We start from the raw sequence: 25904 nt of genomic DNA on the forward strand, positions 1-25904 counted from the left end.
GTCAAGAGCCTTTTGACCAGGCCTTACACGGCGCCGCGACGACCGCGCTACAGTCCCCGACATGGCGGATCCGCCCCAGATCCTGGTCATCGACGACGACGCCGAGCTCTGCGAGCTCCTGGCCGAGCTCCTCGGTCAGGAGGGCTACGCGGTGGAGAGCGCGCGCGACGCGATCTCCGGCCTCGCGCGCGCGCAGGAGGGGCCGTTCACCCTCGTGGTGCTCGACGTGATGCTGCCCGGGCTCAACGGGTTCGAGGTGCTCACGCGGCTCCGTCGGAGCTCGCGGGTCGCTGTCCTGATGCTCACCGCGCGGGGCGAGGACGTCGACCGCATCGTCGGCCTGGAGATGGGCGCCGACGACTACCTGCCGAAGCCGTTCAACCCGCGCGAGCTCGTCGCCCGCGTGCGCGCGCTCCACCGGCGCGCATCCCACGCGGTCGCGGCGGTCGCGGCGGGGCCGGGCGCCGCGGAGGCGCAGAGCGTCCTCACGGTCGACGATCTCGAGGTGTTCCCTGCCGCGCGGCGCGTCCGGGTTCGCGGCGAGGAGGTCCGGCTCACGACGGCCGAGTACGACCTGATCGAGGTCCTGGTCCGGCAGGCGGGGGCGGTGGTCTCGCGCGAGGACCTCGCGCGGCGCGTCCTCGGCCGCCGCCTCGCGGCGTACGACCGCGGCATCGACATGCACGTCTCGAACCTCCGCCGCAAGCTCGGCCCCGGTCCGAGCGGCGGCGAGCGCATCAAGACGGTCCGCAACGCCGGCTACATCCTGGCCCGGGAGGGCGCGTGAGGCGCCTGCCCCGGAGGGCGCTCGTGAGGCGCCTTGGCCTCGGAGGCCGCGTGAGGCGCCTTGGCCTCGGAGGGCGCTCGTGAAGAGCCTGTTCCTGCGGCTCCTTGTCTCGCTGTGGATCGCGATGGCGCTCCTCGTCGGCCTGTTCGCGGGGATCCACGGCTGGGCGTTCTCCGCCGAGTCGAGCTCGCTGCGCCGCCGCCTGAGCACGCGCAGCGTCGAGCTCCGGGCGGAGAGCGCGCTCTCCTGCGCGCGGGACGGGCTCTCCGGCTGCGAGCAGCGCCTCGCGCCGATCGAGCCGCGGGATCTGCGCGTCGCGGTCTACCGGTCCGGCGCGCTCGTGAGCGGCGAGCCCATCGAGGGAGCGCGAGGCGTCGAGGAGCAGGCGCGGCGCTCGGCCGACGGCATCGCCGTCGAGGTGGGCGAGCGGGAGCTCGTCGCGGTCGTCCTGCGCCGCGACCCTTCCTTTGCCGCGGTCGCGACGGGTCCGGTCCGGTCGCCGTGGATGTTCTTCATCGTGCCGGAGACCTTGCCGCTCCGGCTCCTCGCGATCGTGGTCGTGACCGGGCTCGTCGCGGTGAGCCTCGCGCGCTACCTGTCGCGTCCGATCCGCATCCTGCGCGGCGCCACGCAGCAGATGGCCGCGGGCGATCTCTCGGTCCGCGTCGCGCAGCAGCTCGCGGGCGCGGACGGCGAGACGCTGGCGCTCGGGCGCGACATGGACCGGATGGCCGAGCGTATCGAGGAGCTCCTGGAGACGCAGCGCCGGCTGCTCCGTGACGTCTCGCACGAGCTCAGGTCGCCGCTCGCGCGGCTCAACATCGCGCTGGAGCTCGTCCGCCGCCGCTCCCCGCCGGACGTGGAGCCGGCGTTCGACCGGATCGAGCGGGAGACCGAGCGGCTCAACGGGATGATCGGCGAGCTGCTCACGCTGAGCCGGCTGGAGTCGGGCCGGGGCATGGAGCGCACCGAGCGGGTGGATCTGACCGCGCTCGTGGAGCAGCTTGTCGACGACGCCGCGTTCGAGGCGGAGCAGAAAGGGTGCTCGGTCGAGCTCGGGGCGCGCGACGCGTGCTCCCTGGACGGGAGCGAGGAGCTGCTCCGGCGCGCCATCGAGAACGTCGTGCGCAACGCGGTGCGATTCACCGAGGTGGGCACCACGGTCCGCATCGACCTTTCGTGCGCCGGCGGCCTGGCCGAGCTGCGCGTCCGCGATCGCGGGCCGGGCGTCCCCGAGGGGACGCTCGGGGACCTCTTCAAGCCGTTCTACCGGGTCGACGATCACCGGGCGCGCGGCGCGGGCGGCACGGGGATCGGGCTGGCGATCACCCAGCGGGCGGTGCTGCTGCACGGCGGCGAGGTCGAGGCGAGGAACGCCGAGGGCGGCGGGCTCGAGGTCGCGCTGCGGTTGCCGGTCGACGTGGGGGGCTGAGGGGGGCTTACCCCTGCTCGTCGCCGCGCGCCGCGGTGGCGCATTCTCGGAGCCGGATCGGTGCATTCCCGAACCCCGGACCGTCCGTTCTGGACCGTCCGTTCTGATCTCGAATCGACCCGCCGCCCCCTCCGAGGCCGTCCGTCTCGATCCCGGATCGACCCGCCGCCCCTCCGAGGCGGCGCCGCCACGTCGCGACCTCTCCGCGCCGCCTCCTGAGGCCACCCCTCCAGGTCCCGCATCGACCTGCCCCGCCTTCCGAGGCGGCGCCGCCATGTCGCGACCTCTCCGCACCACCTTTCGAGGTCCCCTTTTCCGGTTCCGGACCCGTCCCGTCCCCCTCGCGAGGCGGCTCCGCCACGTGGCGACCTCTCCGCACCGGCTTCGGCGGCCGCGCATCCCGGTCCCGCATCCGTCAGGAAGCCTCCCACGGCGATGCCGACACGTGACGACCTGACGACCTCTCGACGCCCGCCCTCCCCGAGCCACGCCACGCATCGCCGGCGCGCCACTACGACTGCAAGAGTCCAGCGCACGCGCGATCATCGCAAGAAATCAGCGCAGCGTGCGTCTTGACGCACGACACAACAGGACTTCTCTTACCCGCTCACCCGCAATGCCTCCTCTGGCATTGCCCCCATCACCCCATCAGGAGGTGTCTCTCATGCTGAAGCATCTGAATCTCGACGAGATGGTCGCGCTCCTCTCCCCGTGGGTGGAGGACCCGAAGCAGCGCAAGCTGTTCCTGTCGATCCCCGAGGTCGCGGCGCTCCACCCGCGGGTCGTGGAGGCCCACGAAGGGGTGCTCGCGGTCCAGCCGAGCCGCGGCGGCGGCGCATCGGCGAAGGTGCGCGCGCTCATCGACCAGAGCACGGAAGTCGACCGGTGCCACGATCACCTCGCCCGGGCCGTATCGTACGGTATCGACACGCACCGCGAGCTCTGCCTCGCCGAAGAGCCGGCCGACGCCGCCCGCGCCGCGCAGTGCGATGGCGTCCAGAAGAAGCTCTTCCCGAGCGGCCTGTCCATCCTCAACGCCTCGCCGCTCGCCGAGGCGGGCAACACCCACCGTATCGCCCGCCTCCTCGAGGACGAGCCCGAGATCACCGACGTCCTGAGGTCGATCCCCGCCCGCGGCAAGGCGTCGCTGCTCGACGTCGTGAAGCGCTGGCTCGCCAAGGGCCGCGAGCTGCAGGCGCTCGAGCGCGCCCGCACGGAGCTCGAGGCGACCCAGGCCACCACGCCCACCACCAAGACCACCATCCAGGCCGCCCGCAGCCAGTGGTTCAAGATCGTGTCGCTCGTGCTCTCCAACCTCGAGATGTCCCGCGCGCCGGCGCGAGATATCGAGATCATCCGCGGGCCCGTGCTCCGGGCGTCGGATCGCGCGGGCAAGCGCTACGCGAGCAGCAAGCCCGAGGAGGCTCCGCCGGAGGACGAGGCGGAGAGCCCCGCCACCGAGCCGAGCGGTGACGACGGGGGCGGCGCGGACGAGCTGCCCTGATCGCCCTCCCGTGGCCCGCGGCGAAGCGCGAGGAGACGAGCCCGCGCCGTCATGAGCCCTCCCGAACAGCAGCCTGGAGCGCCGGAGCGGTCGTGATGCTCGGCGCCCTCAGGCTCACCGTCCTGGCCTCTCGGGGTGGGACGCGGTAGGGAGGGCGCCATGCTCAAGCACAACAGCTACTTCAACGGCAATGTCCAGAGCGTCGCCTTCGAGCGCCACGGGCGCCGGCAAACGATGGGCGTCATCGACACCGGCGAGTTTCACTTCTCGACCGAGGCGCCGGAGCGCATGACCGTCGTCGCGGGCGAGCTCGCCGTCCGCCTCGACGGCTCGCAGGAATGGCGCGTGTACCCGGCGGGGACGTCGTTCGAGGTGGCGGGCAAGAGCGCCTTCGACGTCAAGGCTTCGCAGCCCGCCGGGTACTTCTGCGAGTTCCTCTGAGCGCAGGCGGCCCGCCTACGCCCCCATCCACCTGCGCTCCAGCTCCAGCGTCGCCGCGTTGTCCGGCACATTGCCGAGGAACTTCGCGCGCCACACCGGATCACCGATCTTCCTCGCCCGCTCGATCAACCGCTCCCGCGCCGACGCGACCGCCATCACCGCCTCCCGCCGGTGGCCGCACGCCGAGAGCGCCTCGGCGTGCGCGAGGCGCACAAGCGACTCGCCCACCTCGGCGCCCACCGACTCGAGCAGGCAAAACGCCTCGGTCGTCGCCGCCAGCGCGTCCACCGCCTGCCCCCCGTCGAGCAGCGCCCGCCCGAGGACCGCATACGCGAACGCGCGCAGCGGAGGCGCGCCGTACAGGATCGCCACCGCGGCGCGCGCCTCGCGCTCCGCCCCGCCGAGATCGCCCGACTGGAGCAGGATCCTCGCGAGGCACGTCCGCGCGGCGCCCTCCCGGCGCGCGTCGCCGAGGCCCTGGGACGTCGCGATCGCCTCCTCCGCCGTCCGCTGCGCCTCCTCGACGAGGCCGAGCCGCGCCAGCACCGGGCCCAGGCCAAGGAGCGCCCCGAGCCGCGCGTCCGACAGCCCCATCCGCTCCGCGTCCGCGAGCGACGCGCGCAGCGCCGCCTCGGCGCCCTCGAAATCGCCGAGCTCCGCGTAGCAGGAGCCCAGGTTGTTCCTCGCCCAGCAGGCGTTGCGCCGATCGCCGGCGTGCTCGAACGCCGCGAGCGCCGCGTCGAAGCCCGCGAGGCAAGCGCCGGGATCTCCGCCCGCCATCGCCCGGTACGCGCGCGCCTCGTGGAGACGCGCCAGCACCTCGACCTCCTGCTCGGTCTCCTCGGCGTCCTGCTCGATCGCGTCGAGCACCTCGTCCGCGAGCTGGTACCGCCCGCCGAAGACGAGGCGCCCGGCGCCCGCGCACAGGCACACGCTGCGCGCAGGGCGCCCCGACCTCCGCGCCTCCGTGCTCTGCGCGACGCGCAGCAGGCGCTCGACCTGGTCGTGATTCCCGCGCTTCGAGGCCGCGAGGACCATCTGCGTGAGCGCCGAGAACCACGGCGCCGACCCGGGCGAGAGCCGCTCCAGCGCCTCCATCCCCCGCCGCTCCGCCAGCGCGAACTCGCCGCGCCAGAGGTGCGCCTCGGCCTGGCAGAGCCGCAGCGCCCCCGCCGTCGCCTTCGAGGCGCCGCGCGCGATGCCGCGCTCCACCCGCTCGATCGCCGCGCCGAGATCGCTCCCGAGCAGCGCCTGCTCCGCCGCGCGCAGGGTCGCGGTCGCCGCCCGCGCCGGCTCGCCGCCGCGCTCGAAGTGCTCGGCCAGCGCCATCGGGTCCGCCGCCCCCGCCCGCTCCAGCCACTCGCCGGCGAGCCGGTGGCCGAGGCGGCGATCGTGATCGGTCAGCATCCCGTACGCCGCCTCGCGCACGAGCGCGTGCCGGAACCGGTACTCGACCGCCTCCGGCGCGCCCTCGACCGAGCGCCGGACGATGAGCTCCCGCCCCTCGAGCTCGGCGAGCAGCGGGTCGACCTCCGCCCGGCCCACCAGCGCGGCGACCCCGCTCCGCGAGAACGTCTCGCCGAAGACCGCCCCGGCGCGCAGCACCCGCCGCGCCGCGCCGTCGAGCGCGTCGAGCTCCGCCTGCACCATCGCCAGCACCGTCTCCGGCAGGTCCGCGCCCTTGCCCGCCGCCGCGGCGCGGATCTGCTCTTCCAGGTAGAACGCATTGCCGTCCGCGCGCTCCACCAGCGTCGCCACGAGCGCCTGGCTCTCGCCCTCGCCGAGCACCTGCCGCACGAGCCGCTCGCTCGACCGGCGCGAGATCCCCGCGAGGCGGAGCTTGTGCCCGCGCCGCTCGTCCCACAGCTTCGGGAAGAGCTCGTGCACCTCGGGGCGGCCGAGCGCCATCACCATGAACGGCCGGTCCTTCAGGTTCCGGAGCGCGGCGTCGACCATCGAGAGCGTGGGCAGGTCGCCCCAGTGCAGGTCCTCGAGCACGAGCAGGACCGGGTGCACCGCGCACTCGGCGCGCAGGAAATCCTCCCAGGCGAGGCGCAGCTGGTCGCCCATGAGCATCGGGTTCCGCCGCGCCGCCCGGAGCTGGACGTCGTCGTCCGGGAACGGCGCGCCGACGAGCTCGCCCAGGAACGTCGCGACCCGCGCGGCGTCGAGCGCCGCGTGCCGCTCGACCCGCGCCCGCACCTTGCGCCGCCGCTCCTCGATGGAATCGCCCTCCGCGAGGCCGATCGCCCGCCGGAGCGCGTGCGCGAGCAGGCCGAAGGTCGTGCCGGCGCTCATCGGGTCCACCTGCCCGAGCCACACCTCGACCCGCTCGCCATCCGCCCGGATCGCGCGGACGAGCTCGTGGCGGAGCCGCGATTTGCCGATGCCCGCCGGCCCGGTCACGAGCACGACGCTCGGGGTCGACTCCTCGACGCACCGGGCGAGCTCGTCGCGAATGAGCGACAGCTCGCGCTCGCGCCCGACGCACGACGTCGCCTTGCCGAGCAGGTGGGGCACCTCGTCCGGCTCCTCGCGCGCGCCGTGGAGCCACGGGCCGGATTCGCCGGAGGTGATCTCGAACCGCGCCCCGAGCAGCCCCGCCGTCACCTCGTCGATGCGGATCGCCGCGGCGCGGGACGGGGCGCGGCTCTCGGGGAGCAGCTGGACCACGCGGTCGATGAGATCGCCGATCGGCAAGCGGGAGGCGATCTCGGCCCTGCCCGTGACGACCGCGACCGGCGCGCCGCCGAGCAGCGCCTGGACGGCGAGGGCGCAGCGGGCCGCCCGCGCCGCGAGGTCGGTCGTCGCGCCGGCGCCGGAGAGCACGACGAGCGGCAGCCGCGCCTCGACGAGCTCGAGCTGGCCCCTGTAGCGCGCCGCCGTGGCCGAGAGCGCCTGCGCGCGCGCCTGCTCGTCGGCCTCGGGGAGCGCCGGCTCGGAGGCGCCGGGGGCGAGGCCGTCGCGCGCGAGCACGAGGCACATCACCTTGCGCTCGCCGGTCGTGAGCTCCGGCGGGCGGATGGAGCTCGACGGCGGGCGGACCGAGAGCGTCGCGGGATCCATGAGCGAGGCGAGCTCGGCCGCGACCGCATTGCCGTCGCTCGGCCGGCCGTCGGGCGACTTCGACAGCATCCGCGTGACAAGGTCGTCGAGCGCCTCGGACACGTCGTCGCGGAGCCACCGGAGCGACGGCGGCTCCTCGATGAGCACCTTGACGAGCACGGCGAGCCCGCGCGCGCCGCGGAACGGGGCGCGCCCCGAGACGCACTTGTAGAGCACGCAGCCGAGCGCGAAGACGTCGGCGCGCGCGTCGACCTGCGCCTCGCCGCGGGCCTGCTCCGGCGCCATGTAGCCGGGGGTGCCGAGGATGGCGCCGGGCATGGTGAGCTGCTGGTCGAGGCCGGACATCCGGACCACTCCGAAGTCGATGAGGGTGATGCGGTCGATCGCGCCGCCGACGAGGAGCAGGTTGCTCGGCTTGAGGTCGCGGTGGACGACGCCGAGCCGGTGCACGGACCCGAGGGTGGTCGCGATGCGCCGGGTGAGCTTGAGGCTCTCCTCCAGGGTGAACGCTTGCCGGGCGAGGCGCTGGGAGAGAGTCTCGCCGGTGAGCCACTCCATGGCGAGGTACGGGTGGCCGAGGTCGGTGAGGCCGTGCGCGATGTACCGCACCACGCCCGGCACCCGCAGCGTGGCGAGCGCCTGCGCCTCGCGCGCGAGGCGGCTCGAGTCCTGGGAGGCGGCGTTCTGGAGGACCTTGAGGGCGACGGTCTCGCCGGTGCTGAGGTCGCGCGCACGAAAGACGTGACCCATGCCGCCGGCGCCAGCGAGCTCCGCGATCTCGAACCGGCCGTCGATGACGTTTCCCGCTCGCATTGCCCCTACCGCCGCTCCCGCGGATCGTCCGTCCTGTGTGGGAGCTACGCGAAGTTTACGAGAATGACCAGCGGTTCGGGGGTGCTGACGTATCACCGGAGCCGGGCGCCCCGAGGCTCCGCCTCCTCCATGCAATTCCCACCGATTGCCGCGCTTCGATCGGCATCGTCACCAGAGAGCGCGGTCAGGGGCAACTCTACAGCGTCGAGGCGCCCGGCGCGCCCCCGCCCGCGTCCGGCCGCGAGGACACGCCGGTATTCCTCCGCCGCCCTCCGGGCGCGCCGAGCGGCCTTTCCAGCGGCTCACGAGGCCGGCAATGCGGGACACCGGAGCGGCCGCGGCGCCCCTCGCCGGTCGTCCCCGTCGCCGCGCCGCCGCGGCGCGCCTGGCAGGTGGCGCTCACCTCGCCCGCCTCGCCCGCCTCGCCCGCCTCGCCCGCGCCACGGGACTTTTTCGTCCAGGCGACCTCGAGCGCAACGGCGCAACGGCGCAACGGCGCAACGGCGCGACGGCGCGACGGCGCGACGGCGCGACGGCGCAACGGCCAGGGGATGTGAAGTGGCAGGTGTAGGCGTGGCCTCCTTTTCACGTCGGCCAGCGCGCGGCGCTTCCTCTGTCGCGCCCGCGTGATAAATGAGCTTGTCTGGGGACCGGGGGGAGGCGACCAGAGTGCGCTCGACCCCTTTTTGTCAAGCGAAGGAGGCCGCTCTTGTCAATCGTGCCCGGAACCGTACTGGTCCAGCGCTACCGCGTGGTGCGCCATCTCCGCCGCGAAGGCCTCGGTGAAGTGTTCAGCGCCGAGGACGCGAGCGCTGGCCGCCACGTCGCGGTGAAGGTGCTCGGCGAGCCTCCGATGCGCCTCGACCCGGGGGGCGTGCTCAGCACGCCGGAGCGCATGCCCCTGGAAGAGGCCCAGGCGCGCTTTCAGCGCGAGGCGACGGCGTGCCAGCGGCTACGGGGCCCGCACACGCTGCCATCGATCGATGGAGGCAAAGACCCGGAGCACGGACCGCTCCTCGTGTTCGAGCTGCGCGAGGGGGAGCTCCTCAGCGACCGCCTCGCCCGGCTGGGGCCGATCCCGTTCGACGCCCTGCACCCGCTGTTCGAGCAGCTCTGGCTGGCGATCGCCGAGCTGCACGAGATTGGCATCATCCACCGCGACATCAGCTCCACAAACGTGCTCCTCGATCGGGGTCCGCACGGCGAGCGGCTGACGCTGCTGGATCTCGGCTCGTGCAAGCTCCCGCCCGCGCACTCCGACGACGCGGTGAGCCCGCCGAGCCGGTGTCTCGGCGATTTCAGGTTCGCGCCGCCGGAGCAGCTCGTGAAGGGGAAGACGGTGGATCACCGGGCCGACCTCTATGCGGCCATGACGGTGGTCTTTCAGGCGCTCACCGGCGAGCTCCCCTACGCCGCGCGCAATCTGATGATGCTCGCCGACATGAAGACGAGGACGCCGCCGCGCCGCATCGGCAACCTCATGCCCCCGCCGGTCGACAAGCATGTCGAGGTGTTCGTGAACCGCGGTCTGGCCCACAGCCCGGACCGCCGCTTCGCGAACGTGGCCGAGGTGCTCGACGGCTGGCGAGCGCTGCGCCCCGCCACCTGAACGTCGCGACGGCATTCGCGCGGCGCCCCACCGCTCCAGGCTGGACACCCGACAGCGCTCGCTCCGCGGCGCGCCCTCCCGTGAGCCGGAAGGCGGCCAGAGGGCGCCGTGCGCTCCTGCCTTCCTGCTCCCCTGCCGATTTCTCCGCGAGACCCGCGCCCGCCTGCGCGGCTCAGGGCGCCGATCCAGCGGCGAGCCTGACGCTCGGCTCGACCGGCAGCCACGACTGACCCATTACGGCAACGCTCCCGTTTTTCTCATCATCGCTTCCGATCGGCCCTGTGCCGCACAGGCCGGTTGCCTTGCTGCGCGACGGCGCGCGCCGACGGGTGCTTTGCGCGATCGAGCCGCTTTATCCCGTAGCAACTTACGATCGTGCGCCGTTCCTTGTCTCGAGATCAGTCCGGGCCTTATCGCCTAGGGTCTTGACGGGAATACGCATCTTGGGACGAGAAACCGCATCTCACAGGATTGCAGAGCGTGAGCACGCATGTTAATCCGGGGTCCACACGCTCGTCGTCGCGCCCTCTTGCGCGGCGCCAGAGCAACCGGATCGACGTGCCGCTCTCTCTGCCGGGTTACCAGGCCAGGCATGGCTTGGGCTGCCTGGCCTGGCCGCGCGACGCGAGGCCAGCTCCGGCCTCTCGGGCGCCGCCGCGGTGTGTCTCGGGACCGGGCCATTCGGGGCCGGCACGTCTTCTGGGATCTCTCAACCTTTGCCGCCACCACGTTATGACGACACCTACCTACCGCTATGTCTTCCTGGGTCTCTCCATCACGTCTTCGTGGGGCAACGGCCACGCCACGACGTACAGAGCGCTCCTCCGGGCGCTCGCCTCGCGCGGCCACCACGTGCTCTTTCTGGAGCGGAGCCTCTCCATCTACGATCAGCACCGCGACCTGCCCCACCCGCCTTACGGCACGACCGAGCAGTACTCGAGCATTACCGAGCTCCGCGATCGATTCTCACGCGCGATGCGCGAAGCCGATCTCGTGGTCGTCGGCTCCTTCGTTCCGGAGGGGGCGACCGTCGGAGCGTGGCTCACGGAGGAGGCCCGCGGCAAGGCCGCGTTTTACGATCTCGACACGCCCGTCACGCTGGGCCGGCTCGCTCACGGGGATCACGCGTACCTCACGCCGGCGCTGATCCCGCGGTACGACCTCTACCTGTCGGCGACGGGGGGGCCGACGCTGGAACGGCTGGAGCGCAGCCACGGCGCGGTGCGCGCGCGGGCGCTCTATTGCGCGGCCGACACCGACGTGTATTACCCCCAGCCGACGCCGATGCGCTGGGATCTCGGCTACCTCGGCACGTACAGCGATGACCGGCAGGCCGCGGTCGAGCGGCTCCTGCTCGAGCCGGCGCGGCGCATGCGCCGCGGGCGCTTCGCGGTGGGGGGCGCGCAGTACCCGTCGTCGCTCGCGTGGCCCGAGAACCTCACCCGGACGGAGCACCTCCCGCCGGACGAGCACCGCATCTTCTACAACGCCCAGCGCTTCACGTTGAACCTGACCCGCCGGGCCATGGCCGAGTCCGGGTGGTCGCCCAGCGCGCGCCTGTTCGAGGCGGCCGCGTGCGGGACCCCGGTCCTGAGCGACACCTGGCCGGGGATCGAGACGTTCTTCCAGCCCGGCGAGGAGATCCTCCTCGTCCGCTCGCCGGAGGACGTGCTCCGGAAGCTGAGGGAGATGAAGGAGGACAAGCGCCTCACCCTGGGCCAGCGGGCGCGGCAGCGCGTCTTCGCCGAGCACACGGCGATGCACCGGGCCGAGGCGTTCGAGCGCTACACCCGCGAGGTGCTCGAGGCCTCGAGCCGGACGCGGGCGCGCCGCGAGCGCGACGGGCAGCTCACGGCGGCGCACATCGAGAGCCAGAGCGGCTGACGCCTCGGTCGGGCGCGGGCGCCCGCGCTCGTGCTCCCTTGCCGCTCGGGGCGGCGCGCATTACGCCACGGAGGTGCGCTCCACCCCGCTTCACCCTGTCGCCCGCCTGCCTGAAGAGTGGTCGGCCTCGCTGGCTGCCCGCGGAGAGCGGTCCTTCGCGGCGAAGCAGGTATTCCACTGGATCCATCGCCGCGGCATCCTGGATCCGACGGCGATGACGAACCTCCCGGCGCGGCTGCGCGAGCACCTCGCCGCGGAGGGGCTCGGCGAGGTGCTGACGCCCGAGCGGGTCCACCGCTCCGAGGACGGCACGCGCAAGCTGCTCCTGCGCCTCCACGACGGCGCGACGATCGAGACGGTCCTCCTCCCGTCGGTGTCGGGCCCCGGCTCGCAGGCGCAGCTCGACGCCGACGCGGCGGCGGCCGACGACGAGGACGACGACGCGGACGCGGAGGCCGGCGCGACGCCCCGCACCCGCGTCACCCAGTGCATCTCGACGCAGGTCGGCTGCGCGATGGGGTGCGGGTTCTGCGCGAGCGGCGTGGCGGGGCTCAAGCGCCACCTCGGGGCCGAGGAGATCGCGGGCCAGGTGCTCCTCGGACGGGCGATGCTCGAGGAGGGCGAGGACCTCCGCAACGTCGTTTACATGGGCATGGGCGAGCCGCTCCACAACTACGAGGCCACCGCGCGCTCGCTGCGCCTGCTCACGCACCCGGAGGGGATCAACCTCTCGACGCGGCGGGTCACGGTGTCCACCTCGGGCCTCGTCCCGGAGATCGCGCGGCTCGGCGCGGATTTCGGCGGGCAGATCGCGCTGGCGATCTCGCTGCACGCCGCGGACGACGAGACGCGCTCGGCGCTGATGCCCATCAACCGCAAGTACCCGCTCGACGCGCTGCTCGCGGCGCTGCGCGCCTACCCGCTGCCCCGGCGCCGGCGCATCACCGTCGAGTACACGCTCGTCGCCGGGCAGAACGACGATCCCGCCGAGGCGCGCCGGCTGGCGAAGCTCCTGCGCGGGCTGCCGGTGAAGATCAACCTCATCCCGATGAACCCGATCGAGGCCTCCTCGCTGGGTCCGCCGGGCCAGGAGCGCGTGGCGGCGTTCCAGGAGGTGCTCATCCAGGCGGGATACTCGTGCTTCGTGCGCCGGCGGCGAGGCGACGACGTCTCGGCGGCGTGCGGCCAGCTCGTGCTGCTCGGCGCCAAGCCGAAGGTGCGGCGCGCGCTGGGCTGATCGCGCGGGCGCTCGGTCCGGCCCGCGCGTCCGGCAGCGAGCCGGGGCGGCCGTTCGTCAGGCGCGGCCGTCAGCGCCCGTCCGGCAGCGCACGAGGGGCCGCGGCCTGCAGCGAGCGCCTTGACGCCCCGCCGCGCGGGGGCGTAGCTGTCGGCCGTGTTGAAGAAGATCCTTGTCGCCAACCGTGGAGAGATCGCCTGCCGCGTCCTCCGGACCTGCAAACGGCTCGGGATCGCGACGGTCGCCGTGTACTCCGACGCGGACGCGGACGCGCCGCACGTCGCGATGGCCGACGAGGCGGTGCGCATCGGGCCGCCGCCGGTCCGGGACAGCTACCTGGTCGTCCATGCGATCGTCGAGGCGGCGCGCGCGACGGGCGCCGACGGCATCCACCCCGGGTACGGGCTGCTCAGCGAGAACGAGGCATTCGCCGAGGCGGTCCTCGCCGCCGGCATCACGTTCATCGGCCCGCCGCCCGCGGTGCTCCGCGCCTTCGGCGACAAGATCCTCGCGCGCGATCACGCGCGCGGGGCCAACGTCTTCCCGCCGCCGGGCACGGGCGGCCCGATCGACCTCGTCGACGCCGAGGCCGCCCAGCGCGCCGCCCAGAGCATCGGCTTCCCGCTGTTCGTCAAGGCCGCGGGCGGCGGCGGCGGCATCGGCATGCAGGTCGTCACCGAGCCGGGCAAGCTCTCCCGCGCCATCACCACGTGCTCGGATCGCAGCCGCTCCGCGTTCGGGGACGCGCGCGTGTACATCGAGCGGTACATCGAGCGCCCGCGCCACATCGAGGTGCAGGTGCTCTGCGACGGACAGGGCGGCGCGGTCGCGCTCGGCGAGCGCGAGTGCAGCGCGCAGCGCCGGCACCAGAAGATCATCGAGGAGACCCCGTCGCCCGCCGCGTTCTTCGAGGGAGACGTGGGCGAGACCCGCCGGAAGAGGCTCCTCGACAGCGCCCTCCGGGTCGTGACCAGCGCCGGCTACGTCGGCGCCGGCACCGTCGAGTTCGTCGCGGCCGAGAACGGCGAGCTCTTCTTCCTCGAGGTCAACGCGCGGCTCCAGGTCGAGCACTGCGTCACCGAGATGTGCACCGGGCTCGACCTTGTCGAGCACCAGATCCGCATCGCGTCGGGCGAGCCGCTCGCGCCGGAGGTCCTGGGCCACACGATCCGCGGCCACGCGATCGAGGCGCGCCTCTGCGCGGAGGATCCGGCGAAGAAGTTCGCCCCCCAGCCCGGCCGAATCACCGCGCTCCGCTGGCCGGCCGCGGGCGACGACCTGCGGATCGAGACAGGCGTCGCCGAGGGGCTGGAGGTGACGCCGTTCTACGACCCGCTGCTCGCCAAGATCGTCGCCCACGGGCCGACGCGCGACGACGCGATCGCCCGCCTCGACCGGGCGCTGGCCGAGACGACGCTCGAGCTCACCGGCCCGGCGGGGCCCGCCGCGACAAACCTCGCATTCCTCCGCCAGCTCCTGGCGGACGGCGACTTTCGTTGCGGGCAGTACGACACGCACTTTGCCGAGGCGCTCGCCGCCGGCAAGAAGGCCGGATAGCGCCGGCCTGGGCGGACCCGGCGCCGGCCCGAGCAGCGCAGCGCGCCGCGCTCGCCGCCCGCGCCGAATAGCGCGTGCGCCTGGTGCAAACCGCGGCCGGCTTGAACTAAAGATGATGTCGTGAGCCACGACTTCGTCCTCGAGCCCGCCGAGCGCTGGCTCGCCCACGACCCCGATCCGGAGACCCAGAGCGAGCTGCGCCGGCTCATCGACGCGGCCAGGGCGGGCGAGGAAGGCGTCCGCGCCGAGCTCGCCGAGCGCTTCACCGGTCCCCTGGAGTTCGGCACCGCCGGCCTCCGGGGCGTCCTCGGCGCCGGCGAGAGCCGGATGAACCGCGCCGTCATCCTCCGGACGACCGCCGGGCTCGCCCGTCATCTCCTCGCCACGCTCGGCGACAAGGCGCGGAGCGCCGGCGTCGTCGTCGGCTACGACGCCCGCCGGATGAGCCGCGAGTTCGCGGAGGACACCGCCTGCGCCCTCGCCGCCGCGGGCATCCCGAGCCACCTCTCGCCCGTCCCCTGCCCCACCCCGATCGCCGCGTTCGCGGTCGGCCACCTCGGCGCGGCCGCGGGCGTGATGGTGACGGCGAGCCACAACCCGCCCGAGTACAACGGCTACAAGGTCTACTGGGACAACGCTGCTCAGATCATCCCGCCGCACGACACCGGCGTCGCGACGGCGATCGACGCCTCGCCGCCGGCGGACCAGGTCCCCCGCATGCCCTTCGACGAGGCGAGGCAGAAGGGCCTCGTGCGCGACTTCCCCGAGGAGATCGAGCCGAGCTACCTCCGCGCGATCCGCGGCGTCGCGGTGCGGAGCGACGGCGATCGCAGCCTGCGCATCGTCTACACGCCGCTGCACGGGGTGGGCAACCGCCTCGTCCGCAAGGCGCTCGCGGAGGCCGGCTTCACGCGCGTGACGAGCGTGCCCGAGCAGGCCGAGCCGGACGGCGCGTTCCCCACGGTCGCGTTCCCGAACCCCGAGGAGAAGGGCGCCATGGACCTGGCGTTCGCCCTCGCGAGGGAGGAGGGCGCCGATCTCGTCCTCGCCAACGATCCGGACGTCGACCGGCTCGCCGTGGCGGTGCGGCGCCCTGACGGCGACTACGTGCAGCTCACGGGCAACCAGGTCGGCGTGCTCCTCGGCCATTACCTGCTCACCGAGGGGCCCGCCGGGAACGCCGCGAACGAGCGCCGCCTCGTGCTGGCCTCCTGCGTCTCGACCCCGCTGCTCGGGGTGATCGCCGCGGCGCTCGGGGTGCATTACGAGGAGACGCTGACCGGGTTCAAGTGGATCGCGAACCGGGCGATGGACATCGAGCGCTCGACCGGCGCCCGCTTCGTGTTCGGCTTCGAGGAGGCGCTCGGCTACACGATCGGCCCGCTCGTGCGCGACAAGGACGGCATCGGCGCCGCGGTGGTGCTCGCCGAGCTCGCGGCGGTGCGGAAGGCCGAGGGCAAGACGCTGCTCGACGAGCTCGAGGCGATCCACCGCGAGCACGGCCTCTACGTGAGCGGGCAGCGCTCCTACACGCTGCGCGGCGTCGACGGGGTCGGGAAGATCGCCGCGATCATGGACGCGCTGCGGAAGAGCCCGCCGGCCGACATCGGCGGCGTCCCGGTGACGGCGTGGCGCGATTTCGAGGCGCGCACGCGCACCTCGAGCGACGGCCGGACCGAGCCGCTCGTCCTGCCCCCGAGCAACGTGCTCGTGTACGAGCTCGACGGCGGCAGCCGGATCATCGCGCGCCCGAGCGGCACCGAGCCGAAGATCAAGTTCTACTTCGACGTGCGCGAGGGGGTCGCCGCGGGCGAGCCGCTGGGCGACGTCGAGGCCCGCGCGGCGGCGCGGCTCGACGCGCTGGCGAGGGCGTTCTCGGCCCTCGCCGGCATCGGCTGACGGGCCCCTTCAGCCGCCGGAGCAGCGGAAGGCGGCGCGGCCGACGAAGAACGGGCCCATCTGGCTGATGAACTCCGCGGTCTGCCGGGTCTTTCGCATCGCCTGCACGATGTGCGAGAGCGGGTGGAGCTCCTTGCCGACGAGCCCGATCACGAACTCGTTGTCGTGGGCGTCGAGGCCGTGGCACGCGAGGCGGACGTCGTGAGCGAGGTCCTGTGCGCCGTAGGCGCGGCCGATGGTGCCGTGCTCGCGCAGGATGCTCCCCTGCTCGCGCCCTTCGAGCTTGGCAAAGCCGCCGCTGCGGCGCAGCGGGTACCACACCGCCCAGGGCCAGGCGGGGTTGAGGACGGTCTCGAACGGGCGCCGGAGCAGCCAGTAGTCGAGGTCCTGCTCGTAGCCGGTCGAGTACGTGCGCCCCAGCATCGTGAAATCGGGGCGAAGCTCCAGGGCGCGGAGCTCGCCGCGGTTGAGCGCCGGCCGGACCGTCTGGACGAAGACGGCCGGGTCCTCCGCCCACGTGAGCACCGCGATCCCGCGCGGATCGCTGATGTCCTCGTAGACGACCGCGCCGACGCGCTGGGATGAAAGCGCCTGGCCGACCGCGGCGGTCAGCTCGGCCGGATCGGCGGCGGCGGGGCAGCGGAACACGAGCAGCTGCATGAACAGCCGGCGGTCGATGACCTGCGGCCGCCCGTCGCGCGGCGCGCCCCGCTCGGTTACGTCGATATGCGGCAGCTCCGGCTCCGCGTGCCCGGCGGCGGGCCGGCCCGTCGTGGATTCGCTCATGGGCGTAGGGGTACCGAGGTTCGCGGAGGACGGCAACTGCGAGGCGCCGCACCCCCGCCGCTCGTCCCGGGTTGCGGTCCGCTCGTCCCGGGTTGCGGTCCGCTCGTCCCGGGTTGCGGTCCGCTCGTCCCGGGTTGCGGTCCGCTCGTCCCGGGTTGCGGTCCGCTCGTCCCGGGTTGCGGTCCGTTCGTCCCGGGTTGCGGTCCGTTCGTCCCGGGTTGCGGTCCGTTCGTCCCGGGTTGCGGTCCGTTCGTCCCGGGTTGCGGTCCGCTCGTCCCGGGTTGCGGTCCGCTCGTCCCGTCCGGTCGAGCCCGTCGCGCGAAGGCGCGTGATGCGCATTACACCTTTTCCCGCCCCCGACGCCGATGCTGCCGCCCGGGGGTATGGCCTCTCGGGTCGGAAGGAGAGCTGGGCAACGGTGTGATCTTGCTTAGGGCCGCGGCGGCTCGTGTCGCGCGCCTGCTCCCGCCAATCATCTCTTGCCATCGAGCCCGACTCACGCTCCCCTGCAAGGTACAACCACGACTCCTGGAGTTGTCCCGACGATGTGCTCCCGGGAAGAGCTTCCCGCCCGAGGTTGCACGCGCCTCCGCCCGCGATCGGGCTCGGCTTCGCCGGGGCTTCCCCTCCGTAGGTTCGCCGCGATGAAGACGCACGATACGAAGAGCAAGTCCTCGACCCCCCCCGGCAAGTGCAAAGGAACGTTGCTGGTCAACCTCCGGTCGTTCGTCAACACGAACCGCGACGCCGGAGCCTGGGAGCGGCTGGTGACCTCGCTGCCCAAGTCAGACCGGGACGTACTTTATCAGCCGCTGCTGGCGAGCAGCTGGTACCCGATCGGCGTCTGGAACCGGGCCCTGCGAACGCACGTGCGGACAGCGAACGACCAGGCCGCCGAGATCAAGCGGTTTGCTCGCTACGTCGCGGACCGCGACCTCAATACGGTGTTGAAGTTCGCGCTCTCGATCGCCATGCCCGACACGATCGTCGCCCGCACTGGAATGTTCTGGTCGCGCTACTTCGACGCCGGCAAGGTCTTCCCACGCATGGTGAAGCCGCGGGAGTGGATGCTGACCATCACGGGCCCGACCGGGGACGACGAGGGGCCCTCAGCGATGAACTGCGGAGACGGCGTCTGCGGCTGGGTCGAGCAGGCGCTGCTCCTGTGCGGCGCGTCCACCCCCAAGGTGACGCACCAGCGGTGCCGGTTCCGCGGCGCGACCGAGTGCCTCTCCGAGGTGGTATGGTGAACGACCTGAGGGAGCTCGGTCTTCCCGTCGTTCTGCCGGCGCCCTCGTTTGCCTATTGACTTGTTCCTTCGCTCTGATCCAAACTGGATGCAGGCGGGACACATATGTACACGACGCCTCTCGTGGTGAGGTCGTCGTGCTGGCTCCTTCGTCCCTCGAACGTGGGGGTCAGCCTCGTGCCCGCGCCGCGACTCGTCTCCTGACGGCCGCTGGCCGGTCAGCCTGAGGGGATGTGGTGGGGGTGGAGACCGGCGAGCAGGTACGAGGGAGATTGACCCTGCAACCCTCCAGGTATTTTCATGCTGTCACCTCGCTCGCAGCGGCACAAGGAAGTCAAGGACAGCCTCAAGGCGACGCCGCATCCGGTCTGGGTCGAGGACATGGTCGAGTCCCTGGCCGACCAGTGGAAGGCGGCGGTCTACACGCCGCCGATTGCGCGAACGTTGACGGAGCCGATCGATCACGAGACCTGGGGCGTGCTCATCCGGGAGTTCTTCTGCGTGGTCGAGGCGTTCCCGAAGTACATGGGTCTCAGCCTGGCCAAGACGACCTACGGCCAGACGCCGCGCGATTTCCTGGTGCGCGACTGGCTCATCGGCAACATCCGGGTCGAGGCGCTGCATGTGCGCTGGTACCTCGACTGGGCGGCGGGGCACGGCATCAGCATGTCGGACATCACGAGCCACCGTCCGACGCCGGAGGTGGCGTCGCTCTTCGAGTGGCTCTGGTCGGTGTCCCACCGCGGCTCGCTCGCGGAGGCGGTTGGCGCCGTCAACTATGCGATCGAGGGGATCACGGGGGAGTGGTCGCGCGTGGTGCTGCCGGCCTTCACCCAGCTCTACGGTGAGGGGAGCAAGTCGCTGACGTGGCTCGCGGCGCATGCGAACTACGATGACGCGCACCCGCGCGAGGCGCTCGAGATCGTGAAGCTCGCGACCACCTCGGCCGAGGAGATCCGCCGGGTGAATTCGAGCGTCGCGCGCTCGCTCGAGCTGTTCGAGCGCGCCCTCAAGTCCTGCAGCGTCCCGCCCCGCGGCGGCAGCTGACCGGGGGCGCCCCCGCCGCCCGCGCGACCGGCGGGGCTGGCCGCGCTCGCCCTCGCCGGCACCGGCCCACCCGCGGCCCCGCGGCGGTCCCGGAGCGGCCGCCGCAGCCCGAACGATCGCAGGCCTCCCGGCGTGCGCCTGGCGCGAGAGGTACCGCTCGGCGTTTGCTGCCGGGCGTGTGCCCGGCCCTGAGCTGCTGCTCGGCGCTGGTCTCCCGGCGTACAACGGTCGCTCGACCTGCCGTGAAGGAGACAAGAGTTCTCCTGACAAGCCAACAGGAAACGGGGGGACTACCGCGCAGTCCTGCCCGGAGGCGTAAACCGTCACGATTCCTGGCGCGCGGCACTACGTGGCACGCCAGAAACCGATTGGCTCGAAACAAGAAACGTCCAAGACGCCAATAGGACCAAGCGATCTTCTTCACCCTTCTTCTCACATCTTCACAAGAAGGCCATTGACCGGCGCCGGATCGCCCGCCCCCTTCGAGCCGAAGCCTAGAGAAAACGCCCTGCCCACAGCGCATCCCGCGCCCCCCCGCGTCGCCCGCGCCCCCCGCGTCGCCCGCGCCCCCCGCGTCGCCCGCGCCCCCCGCGTCGCCCGCGCCCCCCGGATCCAGAGCGGGGCTCACCCGCACAGGAGACGGGCCCAGATCGACGTTTTCGGCGCACAGGCGTACTCCAGTACGCCGAGCACCGAAAACGCCGAGATGGGCCCGTATCCGAAGCGGGTGAGCCCCGCTCTAGCGGCCGTAGACGGCTTTGCGGACCTTTTTCTTGAGATCGTCGAGCACGAAGGGCTTCGTGATGTAGTGACGAGCACCGGCCTGGATGCCGGCGATGACGTCCATCGGATCCGACTTCGCGGTCAGGAAGATGATCGGCACGCGACGCATCGGCTCGTTCTCGCGGAGCCGCTTCGTCATCGTCACCCCGTCGAGCTTCGGCATCATGATGTCCACGATCACCAGATCCGGCCGCGGCTCCTGCTGGGCCAGCGCCAGACCGTCGACCCCGTTCGTCGCGATCACGGTGTCGAACTCGTCGCTGAGGAACCGGGCGATCATCGCCGCCGTGTCCTCCTCGTCCTCCACCACCAAAACTCGCTTTTTTGTCGCGGTCACCATCTGCGCCGGGAAAGAGTAGCGCGAAGCGGACGACGGGGGCCGTGTCCCGGGATTTTTTTCCAGCACATGGGAAGCCCATCGATTTTCTTCACCGTCAGTGCAATCGCCGCGTGCGCCGGCGGCCCGCGCAACGAGGGCGCGCGGCGCCGCACGGGGCCACCAGGAACTGGGCAGTCCCGGGCACACCGCGCGACGTCGTGAGAGCCGGCGGCGCCGATGTCAACACCGCTCTTGCCAGGCCGCTCTGCGGAAAACCGACGGGATCGCGGGGCTCAGGCCGTGCCCGCCGCCGCGCGCTCGAGCAGCGACGCGAGGCGGTCGAGCGGCATCGGCTCCACGAACGTGCTGCCGATGTCCCGCATCAGCACCGCCCGGACCGACGAGCCCCGGCGCTTCTTGTCGAGCGACAGGAAGCGCAGCGCGGCGGAGACCGGCTCGTCCTCGATCCGGGTGGGCAACCCGAGCCGGTCGAGCAGGCGGATCACCCGGTCGGCCGCCGCACGGTCGGTCACGCCGAGCGAGCAGCCGACGCGGAGTATGGCCACCATGCCGAGCGACACCGCCTCGCCGTGGGCCAGCCGGACGAACCCACCCTCCGCCTCCAGGGCGTGCCCGAGCGTGTGGCCGAGGTTCAGGAGGGCGCGGTCGCCCGACTCGCGCTCGTCCCGGGTGACGATGGCCGCCTTCACGGCGATCGAGCGGCGGATGATCTCGGCGAGCAGGCCGGGGTCGCGCGCGAGGACACGGTCGGCCTCGCGCTCGAGCAGCGCGTGCAGCTCCGGATCGCCGATGCAGGCCGACTTCACCACCTCGGCGAGCCCGCTCCGGTAGGCGCGGTCGGTCTCGGTCGCGAGCGCCGCCGGGCTCGCGACGACGGCGGACGGCTGGTGGAAGGTGCCGACGGCGTTCTTCGCGGGGCCGAGGTCAACCCCGGTCTTGCCGCCGACCGAGGCGTCGACCATCGAGAGGAGCGTGGTCGGCGCCGCGACCCAGCGGACGCCGCGGAGGAGCGTGGACGCAGCGAAGCCGCCGATGTCGGTCACCACGCCCCCGCCCTGCGCGAGCACCACCGCGTCGCGATCAGCCCCCGCGTCGATCATCGCCGTGAGCGCCGCCTCGACGGCCGCGAGCCGCTTGTGCTCCTCGCCGGGCTTCAGCACCGTGACCGCCGCGGCCGGCTTTCCCTGCGCCGCGAGCGCGGCGAGCAGCGGCGCGCCCCAGAGGCGGCTCACGTTCTCGTCCGTGACGACGAAGACCGACGACGGCGCGAGCGCGGCGACGGCGTCGGCCGTGGACGCCGCCCCGTCAGAGGCGATGCGCACCGCGTAGCTCTTGTCGCCGAACGGCACGAAGAGCGGGCGATCCGCGTAGGCGCGGAGGACGCGCGCGGCGACGTCCTCCGCGGAGACGCCGTCCGTCACGACGCGCGCGTGGACCTCGGCGTAGACGGGCGCGCGCGCCGTCAGGAGCTCGCGGACGCGCGCCTCCCGATCCGGCGCGCCGTCGAGCAGCGGGCGGGTGCCGCCCCGCGTGCGCGCGGCGATCGTGCGCGGGGACGCGCTGAGCGCGACGACGCAGCCGCGCTCGAGCGCCTCGAGGCGGAGCGCGGGATCGACCAGGGCGCCGCCGCCGAGGGCGATGACGCGCGGGCCCGGCGTCGCGAGGAGCCGGCGCAGGGTCGCCGCCTCGAGCGCGCGGAAGCTCGCCTCGCCGCGCGCGGCGAAGAGCGACGGCACGCTCTCGCCGGCCTCGGCCGCGATGGCGTCGTCGAGATCGATGAACGGGAGGCCCGCGCGCGCGGCGGCGATGCGGCCCACGGTGGACTTGCCGGCCCCCATGAAGCCGGTGAGCAGGAGCGGAGGTGCGTCGGGGTGGAGTGCCATGGCCTTCAGTAAGAGCGGACCTGCTGGAGATAGCTGTCGACGTTGCGCGAGAGCTCGGTGAGGCTGTCACCGCCGAACTTCTCGAGCAGGGCGGCGGCGAGCGTGATCGCCACCATCGCCTCGCCGACGACCGAGGCGGCCGCGACGGCGCAGACGTCGCTCCGCTCGAAGGCGGCGTCGAACGGCTCCTTGGTGCGCACGTCGACCGAGGGGAGCGCGCGCTTGAGCGTGGCGATCGGCTTCATGGCGGCCCGGCAGATGAGCGGCATGCCGTTCGTGATGCCGCCCTCGAGACCGCCGGCGCGGTTCGACGGGCGGGTGAACGCGTGCGACCCCTGGTCGTACGCGATCGGGTCGTGCACCTCGGAGCCCGAGATGCGCGCGGCCTCGAAGCCGATGCCGATCTCGACGCCCTTGATCGCCTGGATGCTCATCAGCGCCTGCGCGAGCCGGCCGTCGAGCTTGCGGTCCCACTGCACGTGGCTCCCGAGCCCGGGCGGCAGGCCGGTGGCGATCACCTCGAAGACGCCGCCGAGCGTGTCGCCGCGGTGCGCGGCCTCGCGGATGGCGTCGCGCATCGCCTGCGCGGCCGCGGCGTCGACGCACGCGAGGTCGGAGGCGCGGGCGCGCTCGCGGAGCTCGGCGAGCGGGAGCTCGCCGCTGCCAGAGGCCGCGGAGGTCTGCGCCTGCACCGGGCCGATCGAGAGGACGTGGGCGAAGACCTCGACGCCGACCGACCGGAGGAGCTTGCGACAGACGCCGCCCACCGCGACCCGCGCCGCGGTCTCGCGCGCGCTCGCCCGCTCGAGCACGTCGCGCAGGTCCCGCCGGGCGTACTTCAGGCCGCCGGCCAGATCCGCGTGCCCCGGGCGCGGGCGGGTCAGCGCCTCGGGCGGCTCGGGGAACGGCTCGGGGCCCATCCGCCCGGCCCAGCTCGCGTGATCGCGGTTCTCGATCACCATGGCGATGGGGCCGCCGAGCGTCTCGCCGCCGCGCACGCCGGCGACGAGGCGGACGCGATCGGTCTCGATCTTCATCCGCCCGCCGCGCCCGTAGCCGCGCTGGCGCCGCGCCAGATCCTCGTCGATGTCCTCCGCAAGGAGCGGCATGCCCGCCGGAATACCCTCGACGGTCGCAACGAGCTCCGGCCCGTGCGACTCGCCGGCCGAAAGCCACCTGAGCTGCGTCATCGTGTGGAAAACCTCCTCTGCGCCCGGAGCTCCGGGCCAAGCTTGCTGCGTATTACAGGTCGATCTGCTCCACGTCGACGCCCTGCGTGGAGGAACGGCCCGCGCCGTCGTTTTCCGCTTCGATCGGGGTCAGGGACCGGCCGGCGCCGTCGGCGACGACCGGCTCGCCCAGGAACCGGGTCGCCACCGCGGCGAAGCTCTTCGGCAGGTCGGTGACGAGCAGCGCGAGGCTGCCCGGCGCAGTCCGGGACGTGGCGAGCCCCCGCTCGGCGAGGAACGACGCCACGTCGTCCGCGGTCGCCGACGCGCTGTCCACGATGGGGAGAGGGCCGCCGGCCAGCGCCGCGGCCTCGGCCTCGATCGCGGCGCGGAGGAGCGGGAAGTGCGTGCACCCGAGCACGACCGAGCGGGCGCCCGCGCCGATGAGCGGCTCCAGGTAGCGCCGCGCGACGAGCCGCGGGACCTCGCCCTCGACCCAGCCCTCCTCCGCCAGCGAGACGAGCAGCGGGGCCGCCTGGCCAGCGACCTCGGTGCGGGTGCTGAGCGACGCGACGGCGCGGGGATAGGCGCCCGACGCGATGGTCCCGGCCGTCCCGAGCACGCCGATCGTGGCGCCGCGCGACGCGGCGACGGCGGCGCGCGCGCCGGGCAGGATGACCCCGAGGACGGGCAGATCGAGCTCGACCCGGAGCATGTCGATCGCGACGGCGCTCACCGTGTTGCACGCGACGACGATCGCCTTGACGCCGCGCCCGATGAGCACGCGCGCGCAGCCGAGCGCGTAGCGGACCACCGTCTCAGGCGACCGGGTGCCGTACGGGACGCGCGCCGTGTCGCCGAGGTAGACGATGTCCTCCGCCGGGCAGCGCCGGCGCAGCGCGCGCACGACGGTGAGGCCGCCGAGGCCCGAGTCGAACACGCCGAGCGGCGCGTCGCGCTGGGACGTCACGGCTCCTCGATGCGGAAGAGGTGCACCGGCTCGCGGAGGAAGTGCTCGCGCGCGACCGCGTCGATCGCGCTCCGCACGAGCCCCTCCGGCGCGTCGTGCGTGATGAGCACCACGTCGACCGCGGGCTCGCGGGCCGCCGGGCCGCCCACGGGCGCCGCGCCCGAGCTCCCCTTGGTCGGCCCCTGCTGCACGATCTGCTCGATGCTGACGCCGGCGTCGCCGAGCGCGCCGGCGAGGCGACCCATGACGCCCGGGCGGTCCTCGACCGCGAAGCGCAGGTAGTACCGCGAGACGGTCTCGCTGAGCGGGCGGACCGGGCGGGGCTTGATCGACATGCCGCGGCCCTGCATGCCCGCGACGCCCGAGGCGATCGAGCGCGCGACGTCGAGGATGTCGGAGACGACGCTGACCGCGGTCGGCATGTCGCCGGCGCCGCGCCCGTAGACGAGCGACGGGCCGACGGCGCGCCCCTCGAGGAGCACGGCGTTGAGCACGCCGGAGACGTTGGCGAGCACGCTCTGCTTCGGGATCAGCGTGGGGTGCACACGCAGCTCGATGGAGTCGCCGAGGTCGCGGCCGATCGCGAGGTGCTTGATCGTGTAGCCGAACCGATCGGCGTAGCGGTGGTCGGCCTCCTCGATGGTGCGGATCCCGGACGTGGGCACGTCGGCGCTGTCGACCTGCGCCCCGAAGGCGAGCATCGCCAGCACGATCAGCTTGTGCGCGGCGTCATGGCCGTCGACGTCGAGCGTCGGGTCGGCCTCGGCGTAGCCGAGCTCCTGCGCCTCGCGCAGCGCGGCGTCGAACGACGACCCCGTGTCGCGCATACGCGTGAGGATGTAGTTGCAGGTGCCGTTCAAGATCGCGGTGACGCGCTCAACCCAGTCGCTCGCGAACGCGTCGCGGAGCGTCCGGATGATCGGGATGCCGCCGCCGACCGCCCCCTCGAACGCGAGGTCGACCTGGCGCGACGCGGCCCGCGCGAGGAGCGCGGGGCCGTGGGCGGCGAGCAGCAGCTTGTTCGCGGTGACCACGCCCTTGCCGCGGTCGATGGCGCGCTCGATCAGCGCGCGCGCGGGCGTATCGCCGCCCATCACCTCGACGACGACGTCGATCGTGGGGTCGTCGACCACGTCCTCGGGGTTCGTGGAGAGCAGGCCGCGATCCAGGGCCGCGACGCGCTCCTTCTCGAGGTCGCGCACGACCACGCGCTTCACCACGAGGGGCACGCCGGCGCGCTCCGCCAGGTAGCCGGAGTTCTCGGCGAGGAGGCGGAGGACGCCGCCCCCGACCGTCCCGCAGCCGAGGAGCCCGATCTGGATGGGGGCGCCGCCACGCAGGCGCCTGCGATCGCTGGCGGCGTGGGGTTCAGGGTTCAAGTTCAGGGGCGAGGCGCCTTCCGTCTTCATGCGCGCGGAGCTTAGCGCTTCTCGCGCCGAGACGTGACG

General features: G+C 73.0%; 18 protein-coding genes. 11 read left to right on the forward strand and 7 right to left on the reverse strand.

Annotated elements, in window-relative coordinates:
- Positions 1 to 61: 61 nt before the first annotated feature.
- The 4 genes from WME75_RS25300 to WME75_RS25315 all read left to right on the forward strand — a co-directional run bounded on the left by WME75_RS25300 (position 62) and on the right by WME75_RS25315 (position 4164).
- A complete protein-coding gene (locus tag WME75_RS25300; protein ID WP_437475956.1) occupies positions 62 to 787 on the forward strand; it encodes a response regulator transcription factor in 726 nt (241 codons plus the stop codon).
- 79 nt (positions 788 to 866) lie between these two features.
- Entirely contained in the window at positions 867 to 2219 is a 1353-nt protein-coding gene (locus tag WME75_RS25305) for a sensor histidine kinase (protein WP_437475957.1), read from the forward strand.
- Positions 2220 to 2883: 664 nt separating this feature from the next.
- A complete protein-coding gene (locus WME75_RS25310) occupies positions 2884 to 3723 on the forward strand; it encodes a hypothetical protein (protein WP_437475958.1) in 840 nt (279 codons plus the stop codon).
- A 159-nt stretch (positions 3724 to 3882) separates the two neighbouring features.
- A complete protein-coding gene (locus tag WME75_RS25315; RefSeq protein ID WP_437475959.1) occupies positions 3883 to 4164 on the forward strand; it encodes a pyrimidine/purine nucleoside phosphorylase in 282 nt (93 codons plus the stop codon).
- A 15-nt stretch (positions 4165 to 4179) separates the two neighbouring features.
- Here the strand turns inward: WME75_RS25315 and WME75_RS25320 are convergent, their stop codons facing one another.
- On the reverse strand, positions 4180 to 8043 hold the full coding sequence (locus WME75_RS25320; protein WP_437475960.1) for a serine/threonine-protein kinase: 3864 nt from the start codon (positions 8041 to 8043) through the stop codon (positions 4180 to 4182).
- Between the two features lie 718 nt (positions 8044 to 8761).
- Here WME75_RS25320 and WME75_RS25325 point away from each other — a divergent pair.
- The 5 genes from WME75_RS25325 to WME75_RS25345 all read left to right on the forward strand — a co-directional run bounded on the left by WME75_RS25325 (position 8762) and on the right by WME75_RS25345 (position 16229).
- Entirely contained in the window at positions 8762 to 9652 is an 891-nt protein-coding gene (locus WME75_RS25325) for a serine/threonine-protein kinase (protein ID WP_437494921.1), read from the forward strand.
- Positions 9653 to 10384: 732 nt separating this feature from the next.
- The gene (locus WME75_RS25330) at positions 10385 to 11536 is read left to right on the forward strand and encodes a CgeB family protein (protein WP_437475961.1); all 1152 of its coding nucleotides are present in this window, start codon (positions 10385 to 10387) and stop codon (positions 11534 to 11536) included.
- Positions 11537 to 11609: 73 nt separating this feature from the next.
- Entirely contained in the window at positions 11610 to 12773 is a 1164-nt protein-coding gene (gene rlmN / locus WME75_RS25335) for a 23S rRNA (adenine(2503)-C(2))-methyltransferase RlmN (RefSeq protein ID WP_437475962.1), read from the forward strand.
- Between the two features lie 156 nt (positions 12774 to 12929).
- Positions 12930 to 14330, forward strand: coding sequence for an acetyl-CoA carboxylase biotin carboxylase subunit (locus tag WME75_RS25340; protein WP_437475963.1), 1401 nt, complete (start codon positions 12930 to 12932; stop codon positions 14328 to 14330).
- Between the two features lie 120 nt (positions 14331 to 14450).
- Positions 14451 to 16229, forward strand: coding sequence for a phospho-sugar mutase (locus tag WME75_RS25345; protein WP_437475964.1), 1779 nt, complete (start codon positions 14451 to 14453; stop codon positions 16227 to 16229).
- Positions 16230 to 16238: 9 nt separating this feature from the next.
- On the opposite strand, the gene WME75_RS25350 is transcribed toward WME75_RS25345, so the two are convergent.
- Positions 16239 to 17015: a chlorite dismutase family protein gene (locus WME75_RS25350; RefSeq protein ID WP_437475965.1), complete on the reverse strand. Its 777-nt coding sequence runs from the start codon at positions 17013 to 17015 to the stop codon at positions 16239 to 16241.
- 644 nt (positions 17016 to 17659) lie between these two features.
- Between WME75_RS25350 and WME75_RS25355 the strand changes: the two genes are divergently transcribed.
- Together WME75_RS25355 and WME75_RS25360 are read left to right on the forward strand one after the other, a co-directional pair.
- Complete coding sequence (locus WME75_RS25355; RefSeq protein WP_437475966.1) at positions 17660 to 18265, forward strand: hypothetical protein; 606 nt, start codon at positions 17660 to 17662, stop codon at positions 18263 to 18265.
- A 299-nt stretch (positions 18266 to 18564) separates the two neighbouring features.
- Entirely contained in the window at positions 18565 to 19311 is a 747-nt protein-coding gene (locus WME75_RS25360) for a TenA family transcriptional regulator (RefSeq protein ID WP_437475967.1), read from the forward strand.
- 739 nt (positions 19312 to 20050) lie between these two features.
- On the opposite strand, the gene WME75_RS25365 is transcribed toward WME75_RS25360, so the two are convergent.
- From WME75_RS25365 to WME75_RS25385, 5 genes are all read right to left on the reverse strand, one after another.
- Positions 20051 to 20620, reverse strand: a complete 570-nt coding sequence (locus WME75_RS25365; RefSeq protein ID WP_437475968.1) for a response regulator transcription factor — start codon at positions 20618 to 20620, stop codon at positions 20051 to 20053.
- 86 nt (positions 20621 to 20706) lie between these two features.
- Positions 20707 to 22317 (reverse strand): 3-dehydroquinate synthase, encoded by a 1611-nt coding sequence (gene aroB, locus WME75_RS25370; RefSeq protein ID WP_437475969.1) that lies wholly within the window; start codon positions 22315 to 22317, stop codon positions 20707 to 20709.
- A 5-nt stretch (positions 22318 to 22322) separates the two neighbouring features.
- Positions 22323 to 23507, reverse strand: coding sequence for a chorismate synthase (gene aroC / locus WME75_RS25375; protein WP_437475970.1), 1185 nt, complete (start codon positions 23505 to 23507; stop codon positions 22323 to 22325).
- Positions 23508 to 23559: 52 nt separating this feature from the next.
- The gene (gene murI, locus WME75_RS25380) at positions 23560 to 24456 is read right to left on the reverse strand and encodes a glutamate racemase (protein WP_437475971.1); all 897 of its coding nucleotides are present in this window, start codon (positions 24454 to 24456) and stop codon (positions 23560 to 23562) included.
- Complete coding sequence (locus WME75_RS25385; RefSeq protein ID WP_437475972.1) at positions 24453 to 25865, reverse strand: homoserine dehydrogenase; 1413 nt, start codon at positions 25863 to 25865, stop codon at positions 24453 to 24455. The genes murI and WME75_RS25385 overlap by 4 nt, the downstream gene beginning before the upstream one ends.
- Positions 25866 to 25904 lie beyond the last annotated feature (39 nt).

The organism is Sorangium sp. So ce1014, assembly GCF_051521505.1.
GTDB lineage: Bacteria > Myxococcota_A > Polyangia > Polyangiales > Polyangiaceae > Sorangium.